18 protein-coding genes are annotated in these 20,968 nt (G+C 75.6%); 7 read left to right on the forward strand and 11 right to left on the reverse strand.

The genetic code is table 11. The annotated features are described in order from the left end of the window. Window positions 1-7: 7 nt before the first annotated feature. Window positions 8-1,162: an LLM class flavin-dependent oxidoreductase gene (locus PKE99_RS28255; protein WP_037050428.1), complete on the reverse strand. Its 1,155-nt coding sequence runs from the start codon at window positions 1,160-1,162 to the stop codon at window positions 8-10. Between the two features lie 176 nt (window positions 1,163-1,338). On the opposite strand from PKE99_RS28255, the gene PKE99_RS28260 reads away from it, so the two are divergent. The 3 genes from PKE99_RS28260 to PKE99_RS28270 are packed head-to-tail and all read left to right on the forward strand — an operon-like array spanning window position 1,339 to window position 3,796. Then, entirely contained in the window at window positions 1,339-2,214 is an 876-nt protein-coding gene (locus tag PKE99_RS28260) for an alpha/beta fold hydrolase (RefSeq protein WP_037050429.1), read from the forward strand. Next, window positions 2,211-3,350 (forward strand): LLM class flavin-dependent oxidoreductase, encoded by a 1,140-nt coding sequence (locus tag PKE99_RS28265; protein WP_037050432.1) that lies wholly within the window; start codon window positions 2,211-2,213, stop codon window positions 3,348-3,350. The genes PKE99_RS28260 and PKE99_RS28265 overlap by 4 nt, the downstream gene beginning before the upstream one ends. Further along, window positions 3,347-3,796 (forward strand): MarR family winged helix-turn-helix transcriptional regulator, encoded by a 450-nt coding sequence (locus PKE99_RS28270; RefSeq protein ID WP_037050547.1) that lies wholly within the window; start codon window positions 3,347-3,349, stop codon window positions 3,794-3,796. The genes PKE99_RS28265 and PKE99_RS28270 overlap by 4 nt, the downstream gene beginning before the upstream one ends. 4 nt (window positions 3,797-3,800) lie before the next feature. On the opposite strand, the gene PKE99_RS28275 is transcribed toward PKE99_RS28270, so the two are convergent. From PKE99_RS28275 to PKE99_RS28285, 3 genes are all read right to left on the reverse strand, one after another. Further along, window positions 3,801-5,399 (reverse strand): AMP-binding protein, encoded by a 1,599-nt coding sequence (locus PKE99_RS28275; protein WP_037050550.1) that lies wholly within the window; start codon window positions 5,397-5,399, stop codon window positions 3,801-3,803. 66 nt (window positions 5,400-5,465) lie between these two features. Next, window positions 5,466-7,871, reverse strand: coding sequence for a CaiB/BaiF CoA-transferase family protein (locus PKE99_RS28280; protein ID WP_051737961.1), 2,406 nt, complete (start codon window positions 7,869-7,871; stop codon window positions 5,466-5,468). 139 nt (window positions 7,872-8,010) lie between these two features. Then, window positions 8,011-9,222, reverse strand: a complete 1,212-nt coding sequence (locus PKE99_RS28285) for a saccharopine dehydrogenase family protein (RefSeq protein WP_037050437.1) — start codon at window positions 9,220-9,222, stop codon at window positions 8,011-8,013. Window positions 9,223-9,416: 194 nt separating this feature from the next. Between PKE99_RS28285 and zwf the strand changes: the two genes are divergently transcribed. Beyond that, a complete protein-coding gene (zwf, locus tag PKE99_RS28290) occupies window positions 9,417-10,913 on the forward strand; it encodes a glucose-6-phosphate dehydrogenase (RefSeq protein WP_037050439.1) in 1,497 nt (498 codons plus the stop codon). Here zwf and PKE99_RS28295 read toward each other — a convergent pair. Further along, window positions 10,910-11,518: a hypothetical protein gene (locus PKE99_RS28295; protein ID WP_037050441.1), complete on the reverse strand. Its 609-nt coding sequence runs from the start codon at window positions 11,516-11,518 to the stop codon at window positions 10,910-10,912. The two genes, zwf and PKE99_RS28295, sit on opposite strands and share 4 nt — an antisense overlap. Before the next feature lie 151 nt (window positions 11,519-11,669). On the opposite strand from PKE99_RS28295, the gene PKE99_RS28300 reads away from it, so the two are divergent. Then, window positions 11,670-12,443: a DNA-formamidopyrimidine glycosylase family protein gene (locus PKE99_RS28300; protein ID WP_037050444.1), complete on the forward strand. Its 774-nt coding sequence runs from the start codon at window positions 11,670-11,672 to the stop codon at window positions 12,441-12,443. A 7-nt stretch (window positions 12,444-12,450) separates the two neighbouring features. On the opposite strand, the gene PKE99_RS28305 is transcribed toward PKE99_RS28300, so the two are convergent. Then, complete coding sequence (locus PKE99_RS28305; protein ID WP_037050446.1) at window positions 12,451-12,657, reverse strand: hypothetical protein; 207 nt, start codon at window positions 12,655-12,657, stop codon at window positions 12,451-12,453. A 165-nt stretch (window positions 12,658-12,822) separates the two neighbouring features. Here PKE99_RS28305 and PKE99_RS28310 point away from each other — a divergent pair, with 165 nt between their 5' ends. After that, window positions 12,823-13,293 carry an STAS domain-containing protein gene (locus tag PKE99_RS28310; protein ID WP_051737962.1) on the forward strand — a complete coding sequence of 157 codons (471 nt, stop codon included), beginning with the start codon at window positions 12,823-12,825 and terminating at the stop codon, window positions 13,291-13,293. A 4-nt stretch (window positions 13,294-13,297) separates the two neighbouring features. Here the strand turns inward: PKE99_RS28310 and PKE99_RS28315 are convergent, their stop codons facing one another. The 5 genes from PKE99_RS28315 to PKE99_RS28335 all read right to left on the reverse strand — a co-directional run bounded on the left by PKE99_RS28315 (window position 13,298) and on the right by PKE99_RS28335 (window position 19,636). Continuing rightward, window positions 13,298-14,020, reverse strand: a complete 723-nt coding sequence (locus PKE99_RS28315) for a glycosyltransferase family 2 protein (RefSeq protein WP_051737963.1) — start codon at window positions 14,018-14,020, stop codon at window positions 13,298-13,300. Then, entirely contained in the window at window positions 14,017-15,303 is a 1,287-nt protein-coding gene (locus PKE99_RS28320) for a bifunctional PIG-L family deacetylase/class I SAM-dependent methyltransferase (RefSeq protein ID WP_037050448.1), read from the reverse strand. The genes PKE99_RS28315 and PKE99_RS28320 overlap by 4 nt, the downstream gene beginning before the upstream one ends. Then, window positions 15,300-16,436: an acyl-CoA dehydrogenase family protein gene (locus PKE99_RS28325; protein ID WP_063739838.1), complete on the reverse strand. Its 1,137-nt coding sequence runs from the start codon at window positions 16,434-16,436 to the stop codon at window positions 15,300-15,302. The genes PKE99_RS28320 and PKE99_RS28325 overlap by 4 nt, the downstream gene beginning before the upstream one ends. A 103-nt stretch (window positions 16,437-16,539) precedes the next feature. Continuing rightward, window positions 16,540-17,748 (reverse strand): NAD(P)/FAD-dependent oxidoreductase, encoded by a 1,209-nt coding sequence (locus PKE99_RS28330; RefSeq protein WP_037050450.1) that lies wholly within the window; start codon window positions 17,746-17,748, stop codon window positions 16,540-16,542. Window positions 17,749-17,821: 73 nt separating this feature from the next. Continuing rightward, the gene (locus PKE99_RS28335) at window positions 17,822-19,636 is read right to left on the reverse strand and encodes a flavin-containing monooxygenase (RefSeq protein WP_037050452.1); all 1,815 of its coding nucleotides are present in this window, start codon (window positions 19,634-19,636) and stop codon (window positions 17,822-17,824) included. Between the two features lie 165 nt (window positions 19,637-19,801). Here PKE99_RS28335 and PKE99_RS28340 point away from each other — a divergent pair, with 165 nt between their 5' ends. Then, window positions 19,802-20,791 (forward strand): aldo/keto reductase, encoded by a 990-nt coding sequence (locus PKE99_RS28340; RefSeq protein WP_037050455.1) that lies wholly within the window; start codon window positions 19,802-19,804, stop codon window positions 20,789-20,791. Window positions 20,792-20,968: the final 177 nt, after the last annotated feature.

Genomic DNA, 20,968 nt, shown 5'->3' on the forward strand with positions numbered 1-20,968 from the left:
CGGGCGGTCAGGCGGCGTAGCGGTCGGCGGGGCGGTCGAGGCCGAACAGCCCGCGCAGGGTGTCGGCCTCGTAGGCGGTGCGGAAGGCGCCGCGGCGCTGCAGCTCCGGGACGAGCCCGCGGGTGATCTGCGCGAGGTCGTGGTCGACGGAGCCGGGGCGCAGCCGGGCGCCGGCGAGCCCGGCCTCCTGCCACTCCAGCAGCAGGTCGGCCAGCTCGGCGGGGGTGCCGACGACGATCCGGGCGTCGCTGACCAGCTCGCGTCCGAGCCGGGTGTCCATGCGGCCCTTGCGGTCCCGCGCGGCCTCGGCGCTCTCGTCGAGGAACACCACGACGTCGCCCAGCACGTGCAGCGGCTCCTCCGCCCTTCCGGCCGCCTCCTGCTCGCGGCGGATCTCGCCCAGGATCGGGGCCACGTCGGCGGTCTCCTGCGGGGTCACGAAGCCCAGGTCGCAGGAGCGCGCGACGAGCCGGTAGGCGTAGTCGCGGTGCGCGAGCGCGGCGACCAGCGGCTGCCCCTGCGGCGGCCGCGGGGTGATCGACGGACCGCGCACGGAGAAGAACCGGCCCTCGAAGTCGATGTAGTGCAGCTTGTCCCGGTCGACGAACCGGCCGGTCGCCGCGTCGCGGATCTCGGCGTCGTCCTCCCAGCTGTCCCACAGCCGGCGGACGACCTCGACCCAGTCCGCGGCCTCGTCGAACAGCTCCGGCGCGTCCTCCCGGGCGATCTCCCGCCGCCCGACGAGCGCCGCCTCGTCCGGACGCGTGGACACCCGCACCCGCACCCCGGCGCGGCCGGTGCTCACGTAGTCGAGCGTCGCGATGCCCTTCGAGAAGTGGAAGGGCTCGGTGTGGGTGGTGACGGCGGTCGGCACGATCCCGACGTGCGAGGTCAGCGGCGCGACCCTGGCCGCGACGAGCAGCGCGTCGAGCCGGCCCCGGACCTGGTCGGTGCGCTCGTCGGGCTGATGAGGGCGCGAGGACTGGATCGCGAACCCGTCCTCGATCGTGACCAGGTCGAGCAGGCCGTGCTCGGCCTCGCGGACCTGGTCGGCCCAGTAGCCGGCGTCGAACAACGCGGCGGGGCGGGCCTCGGGCTCGCGCCACGAGGCGGGGTGCCAGCCGGTGCCCTCGAGGGCGACGGCGAGGTGCAGGGGGGTCATCCGACAGCTCTCCCTGGGGACGGGTCGAGGAAGGGGCGTGCGCGTCAGCGGGCGCGACAGCCGGTGGTCGTGACGAGGCAGCGGTCGATCCACCGCCGCTGCGTCAGTACCCCGGGGACCACACCGACGACACTAACCGCGGGCCGGGCCGAAGACGACGTCGTAAGGTCCGGGGCGTGGCAGGGACGACACGAACGACCCCGGACGCCGACGGCTACGCGCTCGCCTACGAGCGGGCCGGGACCGGCGGCCCCGTGCTGCTGCTGCACGGCTGGCCCGGCGACCGCGGCGACTGGGCCGCCGTCGCGCACCTGCTCGCCGACGCGGGCACGGCGGACGTGGTGTGGCCCGACCTGCGGGGGTTCGGCGAGTCGGACAAGCACGAGGGCGGCGACGTCGCGGCGGCGGGTCAGGCCCGCAGCGCGCTCGCCCTGCTCGACGAGCTCGGCCTCGAGCGCGCGGTCGTCGCGGGCTACGACGTCGGGAGCCGGGTGGCGCAGACGCTGGCCACCGAGCACCCGGACCGGGTCGCGGCGCTGGTCCTCGCGCCGCCGCTGCCGGGTGCGGGCCGGCGCGTGCTGGAGCCCGAGGCCGCGGCCGAGTTCTGGTACCAGCACTTCCACCGGCTCGGGCTGCCCGAGCAGGTGATCGACGGCCGGCCCGACGCGGTGCGCGCCTACCTGCGGCACTTCTGGGAGCACTGGTCGGGCCCGGACTTCACCGTGGAGGAGGAGCGGCTCGACCGGCTGACCGAGCGGTACTCGCCGCCGGGGGCGTTCACGGCGTCGATCGGCTGGTACCGCAGCGGCTCCGGCATGATCGCGCGCTCGCTCGCCGAGGAGCCGCCGGCGAACCGGATCACCGTGCCGACCACGGTGCTGTGGCCCGAGCACGACCCGCTGTTCCCCCGCGCCTGGGCCGACCGGCTCGACGACTGGTTCGAGAAGGTGGACCTGCGCCCGCTCGACGGCGTCGGTCACTTCTCACCGGTGGAGGCGCCGGACCGGTGGGCGGCCGTGCTCACCGAGGTGCTCGAGGGGGCCCGCGGGTGAGCCTCCCGCTGTCGATCCTCGACCTCTCGCCCGTCCCCGCGGGCGGGACGCCCGGCGACGCGCTGCGGAACTCGATCGACCTCGCGCGGGCGGCGGAGGCGGCGGGCTACCACCGCTACTGGGTGGCCGAGCACCACCTCGTCACCGGCGTCGCGTCCTCGTCCACCCCGGTGCTGGTCGCCCTGATCGCGGCGGCGACCGAGCGCATCCGGGTGGGGTCCGGCGCGGTGCAGCTGCCGCACACCCGGCCGGTGCAGGTCGCCGAGCAGTTCGGCACCGTGGCCGCCGTCCATCCCGGACGGATCGACGTCGGGCTCGGGCGCTTCGACCTGCACCGCATCCTGCGGCTGATCAGGAACGGTCCCACGGGGCGCCCGGGCGGCCGCCCGCCGGAGACCCGCACCGTCGACGGGCTGCTGCTGCCGAAGCCGGGGAAGGTCCCGTCGGACCTGGGGCTGTACGGCTGCCTCGCCGAGCTGCTCGGCTTCGACCCCGACCAGGAGCCGCCGGACTACGGCCGGGAGGTCGGCGAGATCCTCGCCTACTTCGCCGGGACCGCCCGGGGCCCGCGCGACGAACCGCTGCACGTCACGCCCGCGGAGGGCGCCGACGTCGACGTCGTGGTGCTCGGCTCGACGCCGGGGGAGAGCGCGCGGGTGGCCGGGCAGTACGGGCTGCCGTTCGCGGCGAGCTACCACCTCGTGCCGCACCTGGTGCTCGACGCCGTCGCCGCCTACCGCGAGGCCTTCCGGCCCGGCCGGGTGGCCGAGCCGCGCGTGATCGTGTCCGCGGACGTCGTCGTCGCGGAGACGGACGAGCGGGCCCGCGAGCTCGCCGCGCCCTACGGCCAGTGGGTGCTCGACATCCGCACCGGCCTCGGGGCCCGGCCGTACGTGACGCCGGCCGAGGCGCGCGCCCGGGAGTGGACGCCGGAGGAGCGGGCCGGGGTCGCCGACCGCGTCGACACCCAGTTCGTCGGCGCGCCGGACACGGTGTGCGAGCGGCTCGCCACCCTCGCCCGCGTGACCGGGGCGGACGAGCTGCTGGTCACCACCATCACCACCGACCACGCCGACCGGGTCCGCAGCCACGAGCTGCTCGCCGAGGCATGGGCGGGGTGGCGGACGGGCGGATGACGGATCCCGACGCCCTCGCGGACCGGCTCGCCGAGGTCTACCTGGTCGTCGGCCCGCTGTACCGGCGGGTGCTGCGGGAGGTGGAGGCCGACGGCCCCGGTGCCGGGGTGTCCGCGGGCGTGCGCGCCGTGCTGGACCTGCTGCACCGCACCGGCCCGATGACCGTGCCGCAGATGGGCCGGGCGCAGTCGCTGAGCCGGCAGTTCGTGCAGCGCATGGTCAACGACGCGCGGGAGGCCGGGCTGGTGGAGCGGGTGGACAACCCCGCCCACCGCCGCTCCGGCCTGGTGCGGCTCACCCCCGAGGGCCACCGCACGATCGGCGCGATCACCGAGTGGGAGCACGCGCGCCTGCGCACGCTGGCCGGGCGGGTCACGGGCGACGACGTCGAGGCCACCCTGCGCGTCCTGCGCGCGATGCTCGGGGAGCTCGACGAGACCGAGTGAGGACCTACCGTCCCTGCTGCCGCAGCAGGAAGCGCTGCACCTTCCCGCTGGGCGTCTTGGGCAGGGCGTCGACGAGGTGGACCCGGCGCGGGTAGGCGTGGGCGGCGTAGCGGGTCCGGACCAGCCGGGCCAGCTCGTCCGGCAGGTCCGGGGTCGCCTCGACGCCCTCGCGCAGCACCACGAACGCCTCGACCACCTCGCCGCGCAGCTCGTCCGGCATCCCGACGACGGCGACCTCGGCGACGGCGGGGTGCGTCGACAGCACGGACTCGACGTCGAACGGGCCGATCCGGTAGCCCGCCATGATGATCACGTCGTCGTCCCGGGCGGAGAAGTACAGGTGGCCGTCGGCGTCGGCGCGGCCCGCGTCGCCGGTGAGGTACCAGCGGCCGTCCTCGCTGAACCGGTCGCCGCGGACGCCGCCCGCGTAGCCCTCGAACCACAGCAGCGGGCTGGCCGGCACGTCGAGGGCGACGCGCCCGGGGGTGTCCGGCGGGACCTCCTGCCCGGAGCCGTCGTCGGCGAGGACGGCGACCCGGAAGCCCGGCAGCGGTCGGCCCATCGAGCCCGGCCGGATCTCCGTGCGCAGGTCCGGGTGCCAGGCGTTGGCGACGACCATGCCGAGCTCGGTCTGCCCGTAGTGGTCGCGGATCTCCACGCCGAGGACCTCGCGGCCCCACGTCACGAGGTCCGGGTTCAGCGGTTCGCCCGCGCTGGAGCAGGTGCGCAGCCGCAACCCCTCGGGCGGGGCGGTCCCGGAGGCGCGCAGCCCGCGGTAGACGGTCGGGGCGGCCGCGAACGCCGTGACGCCGAACCGGCCGAGCACGTCCCACGTGGACCTCGCGGAGAAGCCGGCGTTCAGCAGGAGGGTGCGACGGCCGGTGGCCAGCGGGGCGAGCAGCGCGTAGTAGAGCCCGTAGGCCCAGCCGGGGTCGGCGGCGTTCCAGAACACGTCGTCGGCGGTGACGTCGAGCGCGAGCTCCTGGTAGGCGACCATCGACGCCAGCGCCTTCGCCGGGACGATCACGCCCTTGGGCTTGCCGGTGGTGCCGGAGGTGTAGAGCTGCACCATCGCGCCGTCCGGCCCGACGACGGCGGCGGGCGCGCCGGTGGGGGAGGCGCCGGCGAGCCGGTCCCAGTCCGCCGACCCGACCGTGACGACGGTCCACCGCGCGTCGGCCGGCATGTCCTCACCCGGGTCGAGCTTCGGCCGCTGGGTCTCGTCCGTGATCACGACCGTGGTGCCGGAGGCGGTGAGCCGCAACGCGATCGCCTGCGGGGCGAAGGCGGTGAACAGCGGCACGTAGACCGCGCCCAGGCGCAGCACCGCGACCACCGTGACGAGCAGGTCCGCGGTCTTGGGCAGCAGCGTCGCCACCCGCGAACCGGGCCCGACCCCCAGCCCGGCGAGGCCGGCGGCGAGCCGCTCGGAGCGTTCGCGCAGCTCGCCGTGGGTGAGGTCGACGGCCGACAGGTCCCCGGCCACCAGCGTGGCCGCCACGTCCCCGGCCGGGTGCCGGTCGCACAGTTCCGCGGCCAGGCAGAGGTCCGCGCGCCCGTAGTGCTCCCGCAGCTCCGTGGCCCGCGTCGTCGCGTCGGTCATGCGGGTGATCGTGGCACAGCCGCGCGCCACCCACGGTCGGTCGCGGCCGTGGGTGGCGCGGCGGCGTCAGACGGTGACGCCCTCGCGTTCCAGGGCGTCCAGCTCGGCGTCGGACAGACCCAGGATCTCGGTGAGGACCTCGCGGGTGTGCTGGCCGAGGGCGGGGGCGGCGCCCTGCGGGCCCATCGCGCTCCGCGAGGCGATCCAGCCGACCGAGGGCAGCCGGCGGGGGCCGATCACGGCGTGCACGGTCTCGGGGAAGAAGCCACGCGCCGCGAGCACGGGGGAGCGGTAGACCTCGTCGACCCGCGCGACGGCCTCGGCCCCGACCCCCTTCGCCTGCAACGCCTTCGCCGCCTCCGCCGGCGTCCGCTGCTCCGTCCAGCGGGTCACCAGCGCCTCGAGCGCGTCCTCGTGCACCCGGCGCGCCGCGAGCGTGGCGAAGCGGGGGTCCGAGGCGAGCTCGGGGGAGCCGAGCACGACCGCCAGGGCGGCGAACTGGGCGTCGTCCTCGCAGGCGATCGCGACCCACTCGTCGTCGCCCGCGCAGCGGAACGTGCCGTGCGGGCTGGCCAGCTCGTCGCGGTTGCCGATCACCGGCACCTCGCCGCCCGTGGCCCCGGCGTACAGCACCGGCCACGGGAACGCGGCGAGGCAGGCCTCGAACATCGCCGTCTCGACGCGGACGCCCTCGCCGCAGGCCCGTGCCTGGTAGAGGGCGGCCACCGTCGCGATCGCGGTCGTGATCCCGGCCATCGGGTCGGGCAGCGACATGACCAGGTCCGTCGGTCCACCCCGGACGTCCCCGTTGGACGACGCGATGCCGCTCAGCGCGTCGATCAGCGAGCCGTAGGCCGTGCGGTCCCGGTAGGGGCCGGACTCGCCGAAGCCGGTCATCGAGACGGCGACGATCCGCGGGTTGATCTCCTTGAGCGTGTCGTAGGGCAGGCCCATCCGGGCCAGCGCGCCGGCGCTCATGTTGTCGATCACGACGTCGGCGGTCGCGATCAGCCCGCGCAGCAGCTCCATGCCGCGCGCCGTCTTCAGGTTCAGCGCCACGCCGCGCTTGCCCTGGTTGTACTGGTTGAAGTAGCCGGACCGGTCGACGCCGACGATGCCGTCCGCGTACGGACCGAGGCCGCGGGTGGTCTCGAGCCGGGTTCCGGTCTCCACCCGCACGACGTCCGCGCCGAGGTGGGCCAGCTGCATCGCGGCGAACGGTCCGGCCCAGACCACGGTCAGGTCGACGACGCGCACCCCGGCGAGGGGGCGCTCGGCGGGCGTGCCGGAGCCGGCCGGGTGCTCGGTGGGACCGGACCAGAGCGACGAGGCGTCGGCCTCGCCGTGGGCCGGCGCGGCCTCGCGGGGCGGCGGGACGGTGCCGTCGACCCGCCAGGGCCGCCCGGGCGTCGGCAGCGACTCGCCGCGGGCGCCGCCGAGCGCGACCGGCGGGAGGGACCCGCGGGCGGCGAGGTGGTCCCACCCGAGGATGTCCCGGGCGCCGTGGATGGGCGCCGCCGCGATCCGGTGCACGCTCGCGAGCTCGAGGAACTCGGCGAGGGTGAACTCCGCCAGGTGCTCGCCGACGAACACGTCGAGGACGTCGGCGTTCTCGTCGCGGCCCGCGGTCGTCTCGAAGATCTCCAACGTGCCCCAGTCCGGCGAGCCGAGCATGGTGACCAGGCGGCGGAACTCCTCGTCGCGCGTGATCTGCATGAGCACGGTGCCGTCGCGGCAGGGGTAGAAGCCCCACGGCCCGACGCTGCGGTTGCCCTGCCGCACCGGCATCTCGCCGGTGTAGTGGTAGCGCGACATCGCGGTGGCCAGCACGCTCGCGACCGAGGCCTGCAGCGAGACGTCGAGCCGTTGGCCCAGCCCGCTGCGCCGGCGCTCCACCAGCGCGCCGAGCAGGGAGAGCACCGCGCCGCACGCCGCGTGCACGCTCGACAGCTCGCCGCGGTAGCGCAGGGGGAGCGGGTCGGGGCCGCGCAGCGTGGTCGAGTTGATCGACAGCAGGCCTCCCGCGGCCAGCGCGAGCAGGTCGTTCGTGGGGTGGGGGCCGTCGCGGCCGGTGCGGCCGAAGGTCGACAGGTCGACGACGACGAGCTCCGGGCGGGCGGCTTCCAGTTCGGCGACGAGGTCGTCGCCGATCAGGTCCGACCCGTCACGGGTGGAGCGGAGCAGCACGTCGGCGCGGGCGGCCAGCAGGCGGACCGCGGGATCCTCGGCGACGACCGAGCGCTTGCCCGCGTGGAAGTAGGCGAACGAGGCGCTGCGCTCGGCGTCGGGCACCGACTTCGCGAACGGGCCGAGGGTGCGGAACGGGTCGCCCTCGGGGGCCTCCAGCAGCACGACCTCCGCGCCGAGATCGGCCAGCAGACGGCCCGCGTAGGCCGAGGCCAGCGTGTCCCCGGCCTCGAGGACGCGCAGGCCCGCGAGGGGGTGGTCGAACGACTGCGAACGTGACGTCATCGTCATTTCCTTCCGACGGTGACGCACGCTACAGGGCGAGAGGGGTGAGCGGGAGGGGGTGGGGGAGGGGAGGGACGGCGGGGCGCGAGGAGAGCGGCATGGATCCCTCACGCGTGTTGGAGGCTCGGGAGCGCGTGCCCTAGTCCGCGGGCGCCTCGTAGGTGTGGCCCGCCTTGCGGAGGCGTTCGATCAGGGTGTGGCCCAGGGCCGTGGCGGGGGTGAGGGAGCCCGCGCGGTCGGGGAGGTCGGTGTCGAGGGCGAGGGAGAGTGCGCTCTCGCCGAGCATCACCGCGGTGGCGGCGTAGCCCGGGTCGCCCGAGCCCGCGACCCTGGCGGTGACCGTCCGGCCGTCGGCCGTGGTGCCGGTGAGGACGTGGCGGAAGAAGCCCTTGGCGCGCGCCTGCTCGCTCGGCCCGCTGCCCGGCTTGGGCAGCACGCGCTCCAGCAGCGCCCGGGTGGGCGGGAAGGCCGCGCCGCCGACCATCGCCCCCATCGCCCCGGTGATCGCGACCGAGGCCGCCGCACCGGCGAGCCCCCGCCCGGCCGCCATCCGCTCCTCGTAGCGCAGGCCGCGGCCGTAGGCCCAGTCCTGCAGGGCGTTGCTGCGCCGCACGATCCGGGTGTTGAACGGCGCCATGACGAACGGGGCGGTCCAGGAGCCGTCCGGCTCGCGGCGGGGCGGGCCGGCGTCGCGCGGCTGGTCCGGTGCGGGTTCGGCGGTGGGGTCGGGGCTCAGCGAGTGCGGTCGTAGCGCGATCCGCCGCGCCGCCGGGTCGCCCGCCACGCTCTCGACGTGCCCGAGCAGGGAGGCGAGCGTCCCGCCGCTGAACCCGCCGCGGGCCGTCGCGACCGCCCGGACCCGGCCCAGCTCGACGCCCGCGGCCTCGTGCAGCAGCAGGGTGCCGAGGTCCGAGGGGATGGAGTCGTACCCGCAGGAGTGGACGATCCGGGCTCCGGTCCCGCGGGCGACGGCGTCGTACCGGTCGATCGCCTCGCGGACGAACAGCACCTCGCCGGTCAGGTCGGCGTAGTGGGTTCCGGCCCGCGCGCACGCCTCGACCAGCGGCAGGCCGTACTGCGCGTACGGCCCCACGGTCGTGACGACGACGCGCGCCGACCCCGCGAGCGCGGCCAGCGAGGACGGGTCGGTCGAGTCCGCGGTGACGAGCGGCCAGTCCCGGGCCCGCTCCGGCAGCCCGTCCCGGACCTGCTCCAGCTTCTCCCGCGACCGCCCGGCGAGCGCGATCCGCACGCCGTCCGGGGCGGCGCCCGCGAGGTAGCCGGCCAGCAGGGCCCCGACGAACCCCGTGGCCCCGAAGACGACCAGATCGTGCTCCCGCTCCGTGCTCATGCCCGCATCGTGCCGGGTGCCCGCCCAATCCGCGCGCGGTACCGCGCCGACCACCCCGCACCCCGCCCGACTCCCGACGGCGCACGCGGTTCGATCACCCCCGCCGATCACGCAGCGGGACGGCGCGCGCGGGAAGGGCTAGGGTCGGCCGCGACGTCGCGTGCCCACCGGTCCGTCTCCCGAGGAGTCCCCGCGTGCCCGAGTCCCGCCCTCAGACGATCGCCTACCCCGGTCCCGGTTCGCGCCCCTTCCGCCGCGACCAGGAGCCGTTGAAGCCGCACGTCATCGTGCTGTTCGGCGCCACCGGCGACCTGGCCAAGCGCAAGCTGCTCCCCGGCCTCGCGTACCTGTGCGAGTCGTCGCTGGCCCCCGAGGTCCGCATCGTCGGCACGGCGATGGAGGACATGACCACCGACCAGTTCCGCGAGCTGGCGCACACCGCCGTGCAGTCCTTCGGCACCCACAAGTCCGACGACGACGCGTGGGCCCGGTTCGCCGACCGGCTGACCTACGTGCCGCAGGGCGCCGGGCCGGAGGGGCTCACCGCCGCGGTGAAGGAGGCCGAGGCCAGGCTCGGCGAGGACGTGCAGCGGCTGCACTACCTGTCCGTGCCGCCGAAGGCGGCCCAGGCCGTGATCGCGATGCTGCGCGACGCCGACCTCGTCGACCGCTCGCGGGTGGTCATGGAGAAGCCGTTCGGGCACGACCTGCCCAGCGCGATCGAGCTGAACGACTACGTGCACAAGGTGTTCGACGAGTCGCAGATCTTCCGGATCGACCACTTCCTGGGCAAGGAGGCGGCGCAGAACATCCTCGCGTTCCGCTTCGCCAACGGCCTGTTCGAGCCGATCTGGAACCGCAACTTCATCGACCACGTGCAGATCGACATCCCCGAGACGCTCGGGCTGGACGAGCGGGCCAACTTCTACGAGTCGACCGGCGCCTACAAGGACATGGTCGTCACGCACCTGATGCAGGTCATGGCGTTCGTGGCGATGGAGCCGCCGACGGCGCTGGAGCCGCGGGCGATCAGCGAGGAGAAGAACAAGGTCTTCCGCTCGCTGCTGCCGGTGCACCCGTGGGACGTCGTGCGCGGCCAGTACAGCGGCTACCGCGAGGAGAAGGGCGTCGCCCGCGACTCGGACACCGAGACGTTCATCGCGCTCCGGGTCGGCCTGGACAACTGGCGCTGGGCGGGCGTGCCGTTCTACCTGCGCACCGGCAAGAGGATGGCCGAGGGCCAGCGGATCATCTCGATCGCGTTCAAGGAGGCGCCGCGGACGATGTTCCCGGCGGGGTCCGGCGTCGGCACCCAGGGCCCGGACCACCTCACCTTCGACCTCGCCGACTCCTCCAAGGTCTCGCTGTCGTTCTACGGCAAGCGGCCCGGGCCGGGCTTCCGGCTGGAGAAGCTGTCGATGCAGTTCTCCACGCAGGAGACCGAGTCCGCCGGCGACGTGCTCGAGGCCTACGAGCGGCTGATCCTCGACGCCATGCGGGGCGACCACACCCTGTTCACCACGGCCGAGGGCATCGAGTCGCTGTGGGAACGGTCCATGCCGCTGCTGGAGGACCCGCCGCCGGCGAAGAACTACCCCGTCGGGTCGTGGGGGCCGAATGCGATCCACCAGCTGATCGCGCCGAACGCGTGGCGGCTGCCGTTCGAGCGGGCCTGGCGCGAGCGGCGCTAGCGGTCCCAGAGGGGGTGCGGGTCGCGGCCGGCGAGCATGAGGAACCGGTCGCGCCAGGACACGTCCGCGGGCACCGGCGTCAGCGGCTCGCCGAACAGGCCGAGCTCGCGCCAGCGCGCCGCCTCCGGCTCGGTGTGCTCCCAGAGCGCCCGGGCTAGGTCCTCGGTCAGCGGGTTGACCGAGCCGCGGTGCACCGACACCTCGTGCGCCGTGAACGCGGTACAGACCGCCCGCCGCCACAGCAGCTCCCCGGCGGGCAGCCCGTCGCCGGCGGCCCTCGTCGGGTCGGCGACGGCCGCGGCCGCGGCGCACGCCTTGTCGGAAACCTCGCGGGCCAGCGCGGGGAGGTCCCGCCGGTGCTCGAGGTCGGTGAGGTCGGCGAGCTCGGCCGCGCCCTCCGGCTCGCGCCCGGCCAGCAGGTCCGGCAATGCCGCGTTGGCCCGGACGTGGTGGCGGACCAGGGCGTCGAGCGGGGTCGGCCGGGCGGGTTCCGGCCCGTCGGGCAGCGGCGGGACGCGGATGCGCCACTGGTCCGGCGCCACCCCGTCGAGCACCTGGTTCAGCACCCGCTCGGCCTCGATCAGGCATTCCGCTGCACGCAGCATCCGCGCTCCCGTCCACATCGGTGTCGACGTCCGCCGACGATCACAGCACGGAGCCGGGTTCCGCACCGGCCGGATGGAGCAAAGTGAGTCACCCGGCCGCCGGTACGACGCGTCCGGCGCGCGTGGCGGACGGGGCGCGTAGCGTGCGGGCGTGGCCGAGGGCGACTCCATCGCACGGCTGGCCGCCCGGCTGCACGCGGCGACGGCGGGCCGCACGGTCGTCGGCGGCGCCTTCCGGCATCCCCGCCTCGCCCTCGCCGACCTGTCCGGACAGCGCATCGAGGCCTGGCTGCCGCGCGGCAAGCACCTGTTGATGCGGACGTCGGCCGGCCTGACCCTGCACTCGCACCTGCGGATGAGCGGGTCGTGGTCGGTGCTCGGCCCCGGGAAGCGGCTGCCGCGGTCGGTGGAGGCCCGCGTCCTGCTCCGGCTCGACGACGGCCGCACCCTGGCCGGCGTCGCGCTGCCCGTCCTCGACCTGGTCCTGACACGGGACGAGGCCCGCGTCGTCGGGCACCTGGGACCGGACCTGCTGGCCGCGGACTTCGACGACGGCCGCGCCGCCCGTCGGCTGCGCGCCACCCCGGACACCGCCGCGATCGCCGCACTGCTGGACCAGCGCCGGGTCGCCGGGCTGGGCAACATGTGGGCGGGCGAGCTGTGCTTCCTCCACCGCGTGAACCCGTGGCGGCCGATCGGGGAGGTCGACGTCGGCCCCCTGCTCGACGACGCCCGGGCGCGGCTGCGCGAGGCCGTCGCCACCAACCCGCGGCAGGTCACCACCGGCGACCCGCGCCACCCGCACTGGGTCTACGGCCGGGCGCGCCGGCCCTGCCACCGCTGCGGCACCCCCGTCGCCTTCCGGCCCGCGGCGCGCACGCCGCACGGCCGGGAGACCTGGTGGTGCCCCGGCTGCCAGCGGTGAGCACGGCCTAACGGGGCGGCTCCTCCCGCCAGTCCCCGCTCGCGCCGGAGTTCGGGCCGCCCTCGCGCTCCCGCGGCGTCTCCTCGGACGGCGCGGAGGGCTCCGGCGAACCGGCGCGCTCGCGCGGGTCGCCGTGGTCCATGCGGTCCTCCCGGTCCCGGTGGAAGACACGCCCGGGCGCCTCGGCGGGATCGGGGGTGGGCTCGGTCGGCATGGGCCCGGGTTCCCCCGGACGGAGCGCCCAACCGTCCTCCGCGTGACGAACGATCGCGCATCCGGATGGTCGCCGTCGCGCCGGGGCGGCTGCGGGGAGGTACGGTCGTGGGCACACTGGTCCGGAGTCGAGAAGCCTGCTCCCACGCCGAGAGGACGAGATCCCGTGTGCCCCGCTCCAGACAGTGCCGAGTGTGCCGGAACCGGCCCCGCGCCGGGCCTGCCGCCGGACCTGCCCGAGGTCGCGGCATGGTGCGGTGCGGCCGGCGACTGGGAACGACTCGACGAGCCCGGCAGCGGCATCGAGCTGCACCTGTGCCGCGCGGGCGAACGCATCCGGGTGCTCGCGGTGCGCGGCGAGATCGACGCGGCGGAGGCCGCCGCCTTCCAAGACGCCGCGATCGACCTGGTCCGCACGGCCAGGTACCTGGTCGTCGACCTGTCGGGCGTCCGCTTCCTCGCCTCCCGCGGGCTCGCGGCGCTCGTCCGCACCCAGCGCGCGGCCGAGGCCGTCGGCACCGCCCTCTACGTGATCACCGGCGGCAGCCGGGTCGTGCTCCGTCCGATGCAGGTGACGGGCGTCGACGGCCAGCTGCAGCTCGTCGGCGCGCTCGAGGACCTCGAGCGCCCCGCCTGACGGGTCACGCGCCCAGCCCGCGCAGCAGGTCCGCCAGGCCACCGACCGCGCGCCCCTCGGTCCGCGCGCTCGTCCGCGCCCGGACGTCCGTGGGGGAGACGACCCGGTACCCCGCCGCCCGCAGCCGTGCCAGCAGTGCGTGCTCCTCGCCGGACGGGACCGCCGGAAAGCCGCCGACCCGCACGAACGCCTCCGCCCGCACCCCGAGATTCGCCGCGTAGGCATGGGTGTGCCGGTCGGTGCCGGTGCCCGCGCGGACGAGGTCCGTGTAGCGGCAGAGCACGTCGGCCGGCAACACCTCGGGGTCGTCGAGGTCCACGACGCCGGCCACCGCGTCCGCCCCGCGCCGGGTGTGCCGGAGGTGGTCGGCGACCCAGCTCGGCGGAACGACGGTGTCCGCGTCGGTGCTGAGCAGCCAGGTCCGGGCGGGCAGCCGGGCCAGCAGCCGTCGCGCGCCCAGGGTGCGCAGCTCGCCGATCGTGCGCGCCGCCGTGTTCCGGACGACCTCGGCGTGCGGGGCCGCGACCATCTCGGTCCCGTCCGTGCACCGGTCCGCGACCACGCAGATCGCGCCGGGCAGCCCGGCGCCCGCCAGCGCCACGCGGACCGAGCGCAGGCACGACCCGAGCCGTTCCGCCTCGTCCCGCGCGGGGACCACGACCGCGACGGCCTCGACGGCCTCGACGGGCCCGCCCCCCGGCGCGAACGCGGCGTACGGGCCGTTCACGAGCGCCGCAGGACGTGCAGCAGGAACTCCTCGTCGACGTGCTCGACGAGGAGGTCGAAGCGGGGGTCGCCGAGGAGCCTGCGGTGGGTGGCGGCGGCGTCCTGCGGGGCCTCCGCCGGCCAGCCCCGCCAGTGCGCCAGCACCACGTCCCCGCCCGGCACCAGCGCGTGGGCGAGGCGGTCGGTCACGGCGTCGACGTCGGCGGGGGAGAGGTAGTAGAGCACCTCGCTGAGCACCACGAGGTCGACACCGTCGGGCACCGCCCGCGGGTCGGGCAGGGCGGCCTCCAGCACCGTGACGCCGGGGAACCCGCCGGTCGCGTCGCGCGTCGCGGCGACGGCGGCCGGGGTGTAGTCGGAGGCGGTCACCGCGTCGCACCGCCCGGCCAGCACGCGGGTCAGCCCGCCGAGCCCGCAGCCCGGCTCGGCGGCGTGCGCGTAGTGCCGGTGCGGCAGGCACGCGGCGACGATGGTGCGCTTGCGCTCCTCGTACCAGCTGGTGCGGGTCTCCCACGGGTCCGTGCCGCCGGCGTAGAGGTCGGCGAACCGCTCGGCCGGGGCGCTGTCCGGGCGGGGGACCCGGAAGAACAGCTCCCGGCCGGTGGCGAAGTGGGTCAGGACGTCCGGCGGCAGGATCGGCGGGCCGCCGCCCGGGGCGGGGGCGAGCTGGGACGTGAACCGCTCGACGGCCGCGGCCTTGGCCCGGCGGGCGGGCTCGTCGAGCCGGTGCTCGCACGCCGTGGCCCACGGGATCGCCGGGTCGTCCGGCCGCATCCAGGGCCACATCCAGATCGGGTAGGCGAAGCGGTGCGTGCGCACCGGGGCCGCCCGCTCGGCGGCGCGGCCGGCGGCGGCGTGGTCCGGGTGCGGGTCGCCGGTCCACGGCGCGAGGCAGGCGTCGGCGGAGCGCAGCAGCGGGGCGAGCGCGCCGGTCAGCTCGTCCTCGCGATCGGCGAGGCCGGAGTCGGGCAGGCCGAGCCAGGTGACCCGGGTGTCGCCGACGCCGAGGGCCTCGAGGGCGGCGTGCAGCTCGGCGCGCCGGGTCCGGCCCAGCGCGGCCCGGTCGGCGGGCGGGGCGTCGGGGAACGCGGCCTCGCCGTCCGTCGCGACGACCAGCTCCACCGTGCCGCCGGCGGCGTGCACCGCGCGCAGGAACCCCGCGGCGGCCAGGGTCTCGTCGTCCGGGTGCGCGGCGACGACGACCAGCCGGCCGACGGCCGGGTCCATCGCGGGCGGGGCGTGCGTGGCCAGGGCCTCGGCCCAGCCCGGGACGGTCGCGGTCACCGCTCCTCCCCGGACACGGCCCGACCCGCCCCGCCCGATCCCGTTCCGCCCGGCCCCGTTCCGCCCGGGCCCGTTCCGCCCGGGCCCGTTCCGCCCGGCCCCGTTCCGCCCGGCCCCGTTCCGCCCGGCCCCGTTCCGCGCGGCGCGGCCTCGCCCGGGACCGCCTCGCCCAGGACCACCTCACCCAGCGCCGCCAGATCCCGCTCGCCGTGGTGCTGACGGACGTACATCCCCAGGTCGGCGAGCCGGTCGGCCAGCCCGCCGGCCAGCGCGGCGACCCCGGCCACCCGCGGGGCGAGGTCGAGGACCGTCCGGCAGAGCCGCTCGGCCGCCGCGCGGGCGGTCCACGCGGCGGTGCGGTGGGCGGACTTGGGGTCGGCATCGATGGTGTCGGCGGTGCGGGTGAGCAGGGCGTCGACCGCCTCGAGCCCGGCGTGCAGCTCGCCGAGGTGCGCCAGCTGATGGGGATCGGCCTTCTCGCGCAGGCGCTCCCGCAGCTCGTCGACGATCCCGGCGGCGCCGCCCAGCCAGACGGCCGCGACACCGGCGCCGCCCCACCAGAACCCGGGCCGCTCGGTGTAGAAGCCGGGCTCGCCGACCAGGTCGGTCACGTCGAGGTCGTCGAGGTCCACGTCGAGGGTGTCGCTCGCGCGCATCCCGGCCGCGTGCCACGAGTCGGGGTGCCGCCGGATCCCGGGGCGGGAGAGGTCCAGGTCGACGATCCGGCTGCCACCGGGCGCGGCGGCGACCACGAGCGCCCGCTCCAGATCCGGGGCGCCGGAGCAGAAGCGGACCCGTCCGCGCAGGACCCACGACCCGGCCGCCCCGGCCAGCTCGGCGCCGGTGCCGCCCGAGCGGGCCGCCCACACGCCGTACCGGGTGCCGGGCACCGGCTCGGCGCCCGCCTCGCGCAGGATCGCGACGGCGTCGGTGTGGCCCTCGGCGAGCCGGGCGAGCGGCAGGCTCTCCCGGCCCCACGCCGCCAGCCGGGCCCAGCGGACGCCGGTCGCGCCCTGCCCGGGCGGCGGCAGCTCCAGCCCGCCGGCGCGGAGCAGAGCGGCCAGCCTTTCGGCGGGGCGGGCCGCGTCCGGCACGGGCGTCGGCCGGCCGGTGCCGGCGGACAGAAGTGACACACGCACCTCCGTTGGGGAGCCCGCGGTGCGTCGCGTGCGCGCCGGGTTCCCTGTCGAACCGCAGAACGATCAACAGGGAGGTACCCGGAGGGTCGTCCGCCTGCTACTCCTCTGTGACCGTTGCCACGTCCGGGACCGGTTCCCCGGCCGCGACGAGCTGTTCGCCGCGCTCGTAGTCCTCGTCGGCCCGGTGGGTGGCGACCCCGACCGCGCGGCCCTGCTCGTCGGCGTACCAGACGGTGAAGGCGCCGTCGCCGTGGTCGACGAGCCGGTCGTGGTCGTAGCCGTCGCCCCAGGCGGCGTACTTGAGGGTGCGGTCGCCGATCTCGGTCCAGAAGCCCGGCACGGCGTCCCAGCGCAGGTCGGCCCCGGCGGCCACCCCGCCCGCGACGGTGCCCATCGCCTCCGCCTCGCCCCAGTGCTCGACGACGAGGTGGCGGCCCGCGGTGGCGTTGCGCGCGTAGGCGACGTCGCCGGCGGCGTAGAGGCCCGGCAGCGAGGTGCGCATGTGCTCGTCGACGACCACGCGGTCCTGCTCGACCCGCGCGCCGGTGGCGCGGGCGAGGGTGACGTGCGGGTCGATTCCGCCGGCCACCAGCACGAGGTCGGCCTCCAGCGGGGCGCGCCCGGACACCCGGACCCGGCGCGGACGCTCGTCCGGGTCGCCCAGCGGCTCGATCGCCTCGACCTGCGCGCCGCCGACCAGCGTGACGCCGTCCTCGGCGAGCCAGCCGGCGATCCGGCGGCCGGCGTCGGCGCCGAGGCGCTTCTCCTGCGGCAGGTCCTCGGTGCTCACGACCGTCACGTCCAGCCCCCGGCGGGCCAGGGAGGCGGCGGCCTCGCAGCCGATGAACCCCGACCCGACCACGACGGCGCTGCGGGCGGTGAGGGCGGCCGAGCGCAGCTCCTTGGCGCTGTCGAGCGAGCGCAGCATGGCGACGGCGGGCGCGTCGGCGCCGGGCACCGGGAGCGGCTTGGGCGCGGAGCCGGTGGCCAGGACACAGGCCTTGTAGGTGATTCGCGCGCCGCCGGACAGCTGCGCGGCGCGCTCCTCACCGTGCAGCGTGGTCACCATCTGCCGCAGCAGCAACGTGATGCCGCGGTCGGTGTAGGTGGTGGCGGGGGTGAGCTCCGTGTCGCCCGCCTCGGACTCGCCGCGGAGGTAGTCCTTCGACAGCGGCGGCCGGAAGTAGGGCGGCGCGGTGTCGTCCGAGACGAGCACGACCGCGCCCTCGCCCCCGTGGTCGCGGTAGCTGGTGGCGGCGGCCAGCGCGGCCGGCCCGCCGCCGACGACGAGGAGTTCGGCATGCATGTGACGCGGGATACCCGGCGGCGGAGATCGACTCACATGATCCACTCGCCCCGCCGCCGGGCACCGCGTCGGCTCAGCCGGTGTGGTGCACCTCCTGCAGGCCGTACACCGGGGTCGGGATCCCCTCGAGCCGGGCCTTGAGCTGCAGCGCCAGGTAGAGCGAGTAGTGGCGGCTCTGGTGCAGGTTGCCGCCGTGGAACCACAGCCCCTCCTGCTGGGTGGGCTTCCACATGTTGCGCTGCTCGCCCTCCCACGGGCCCGGGTCCTTGGTGGTGTCGGAGCCCAGCCCCCACACCTTGCCGACCTTGTCGGCGACCTCCGGGCTGATGAGGTCCGCGGCCCAGCCGTTCATCGAGCCGTACCCCGTCGCGTAGACGACGAGGTCCGCCTCGAGCTCGGTGCCGTCGTCGAGCTTCACGGTGTGCTCGGTCAGCTCGACGACCTGGCCCTGCACCAGCTTGACCTCTCCGTCGGCGATGAGGTCCGCCGCACCGACGTCGATGTAGTAGCCCGAGCCGCGGCGCAGGTACTTCATGAACAGGCCGGAGTCGTCGTCGCCCCAGTCGTGGCGGAACCCGGAGGCCTCCAGACGGTCGTAGAACTCCTGGTCCCGCTCCTTGATCGCCGCGTACACCGGCTGCTGGAAGGTGTGCATGATCCGGTACGGGATGGACGCGAAGGTCATGTCGGCCTTCTGCGTGGTCATCCCGGCGGCGACCGCGCGCTCCGAGTACAGGTCGCCCAGCCCCAGGTCCATCAGGGAGTCGGACCTGACGATGTGGGTCGAGGAGCGCTGCACCATCGTGACGTCGGCGCCCACCTCCCACAGCGCGCCGCAGATGTCGAAGGCCGAGTTGTTCGACCCGACGACCACGACCTTCTTGTCCTTGTAGGCGTCCGGGCCCGGGTGCTTCGAGCTGTGGTGCTGCTCGCCCCGGAACACGTCCTGGCCGGGCAGCTGCGGCACGTTCGGCTTGCCGGACATGCCGGTGGCCAGCACGAGCTGCTGGGGGTGGAGGGTGATCTCCTCGCCGTCACGGTCGACGACGACCGTCCACTCCTTCGCCTCCTCGTCGTACGAGGCGGACTTGCAGGTCGTGGAGGACCAGTAGTTGACCTCCATGACCTTCGTGTACATCTCGAGCCAGTCGGCGATCTTGTCCTTCGGCGCGAAGACCGGCCAGTTCTTCGGGAAGTCGATGTACGGCAGGTGGTCGTACCAGACCGGGTCGTGCAGGCAGAGCGACTTGTACCGGCCCCGCCACTGGTCGCCGGGCCGCGGGTACCGGTCGACGACCACGTGCGGCACGCCGAGCTGCTTCAGCCGCGCGCCGAGCGCGATGCCGCCCTGCCCGCCGCCGACCACGACGACGTACGGCTGCCGGGTGCGGCCCATCTCCTCGACCTCGGCCTGACGGGCCTCGGACCAGGTCACGCGCTCGCGGTTGACGCCGTGCTCGGCGCCCATCGGCCGGCGCTCGCCCTGGGGCTCCTCGTGCTCCTTCAGCTCGTAGAGCGTGGTGAGGAAGGTCCAGGCGCCCTCGTCGGTGAGCCGCAGGTGCCCGCGGCCCCGGCCCACGGCCGTCTCGAACGCGATCCAGGCGTCGACGACGCCGTCGGCCTCGGTCGGCTCCTCGGTGGCGTGGAAGTTGCGTGCGTCCGTGGACTCCATGGTCGACCGCAGCAGGTCCGCGATCCCGTCGCGGTTCTCGACGGTCTTGATGTTCCAGGTGAACGCGACCAGGTCGCGCCAGAACGACGTCGTCGCGAAGAGGCCGGCCGCCCGCTCGGCGTCCCGGGCCGCGAGGGCGGCCTCGAAGTCGGCGAGCCACGTGTCGACCCGCTCGCGGGCCCCGGTGGCGGCGGCCGGTTCGAGGGTCTGGGTCATGCGGACCTCCCTGTCCGTCTCCCGTGTGGTGCGTGCCACTCCACTGAAGCCCCCCGCGGCACGGGGATCAAGGGTTGCAGCGCCGTTGCAACTCCGCGGCGGGCCGGTGCACCTCGAAGGGCGTCGTCACGGCATCGCGGCCGGCTGATGTGGCAGCGTGGGGGCGTGACCTCCGTACGCCGCATCGGGATCGGGCTGGCCGCGGTCGGCCGGCCCGCGTACATCACCGCCGGACGGGAGCGCGACCTCGGCGACGCGCGGGACGTCGAGGCGCTGCGCGAACGCACGTGGGCGGTGCTCGACGCGGCCTACGCGGCGGGGATCCGGTACGTCGACGCCGCCCGGTCCTACGGCCGGGCCGAGGAGTTCCTGGCCGGCTGGCTGGCCGCCCGCCCGGACACGACGGACGTCGAGATCGGGTCGAAGTGGGGGTACCGGTACGTCGGCGACTGGCGGCTCGACGGGGTGCCGATGGTCGACTCCGCAGGCTCCGTCTCCGGAACACACGAGGTCAAGGACCACTCGGTCGAGGCGTTCGCCGAGCAGTCCGCGGAGTCGCTGGCGCTGCTCGGGGACCGGCTCGCGGTCTACCACGTGCACTCGGCGACGCTCGACACCGGCGCGCTCGACGACGCCGAGCTCCACCGTGCGATGGCCGACCTGCGCGAGCACGGGATCCGGGTCGGGATCTCGACGTCCGGGCCGCGGCAGGCCGAGGCCGTGCGGCGGGCGCTCGACGTGACCGTGGACGGCGAGCCGCTGTTCACCTCGTTCCAGAGCACCTGGAACATCCTCGAGCCGTCGGTCGGGCCGGCCCTGGCGGAGGCCGCGGACGCGGGCGCCAGGGTGATCGTCAAGGAGGCCGTCGCGAACGGGCGGCTGGCGCCGGGCGGCGCGACGGACTCGCGGGACGACCGGGTCGCCAACCTGGCCGACGAGCTGGGCACCAGCGTGGACCGGCTGGCGTTCGCGGCGGTGCTGGCCGAGCCGTGGGCGGGGATCGTGCTCTCCGGCGCCGTCGACCCCGCGCAGGTGGCGAGCAACGTGGCCGCGACCGGGCTGAAGATCCCGGCCGAGGTGGAGGACGAGCTGCTCGACCTCGCCGAGCCCGCCGAGCAGTACTGGGCCGCCCGCGGCGCCCGCGCCTGGGCCTGAACCCGTGCGGGCCGTTCCGGAGAGGTGTTACCTGCGTCACGGGTTCGGGTAGAAAGCTCCCATCCTGGTCCGGACGCACCCGGCGTGCCGGCCGCGGGGGAGGGGAGAACGGCCGATGTTGCGGACATCAGCACGTCGCCGCGCCGGTGTGGTCCTCGGTGCGCTCGAAGTCGCCGC

This window comes from Pseudonocardia halophobica (assembly GCF_027922425.1).
Taxonomy (GTDB): domain Bacteria; phylum Actinomycetota; class Actinomycetes; order Mycobacteriales; family Pseudonocardiaceae; genus Pseudonocardia; species Pseudonocardia halophobica.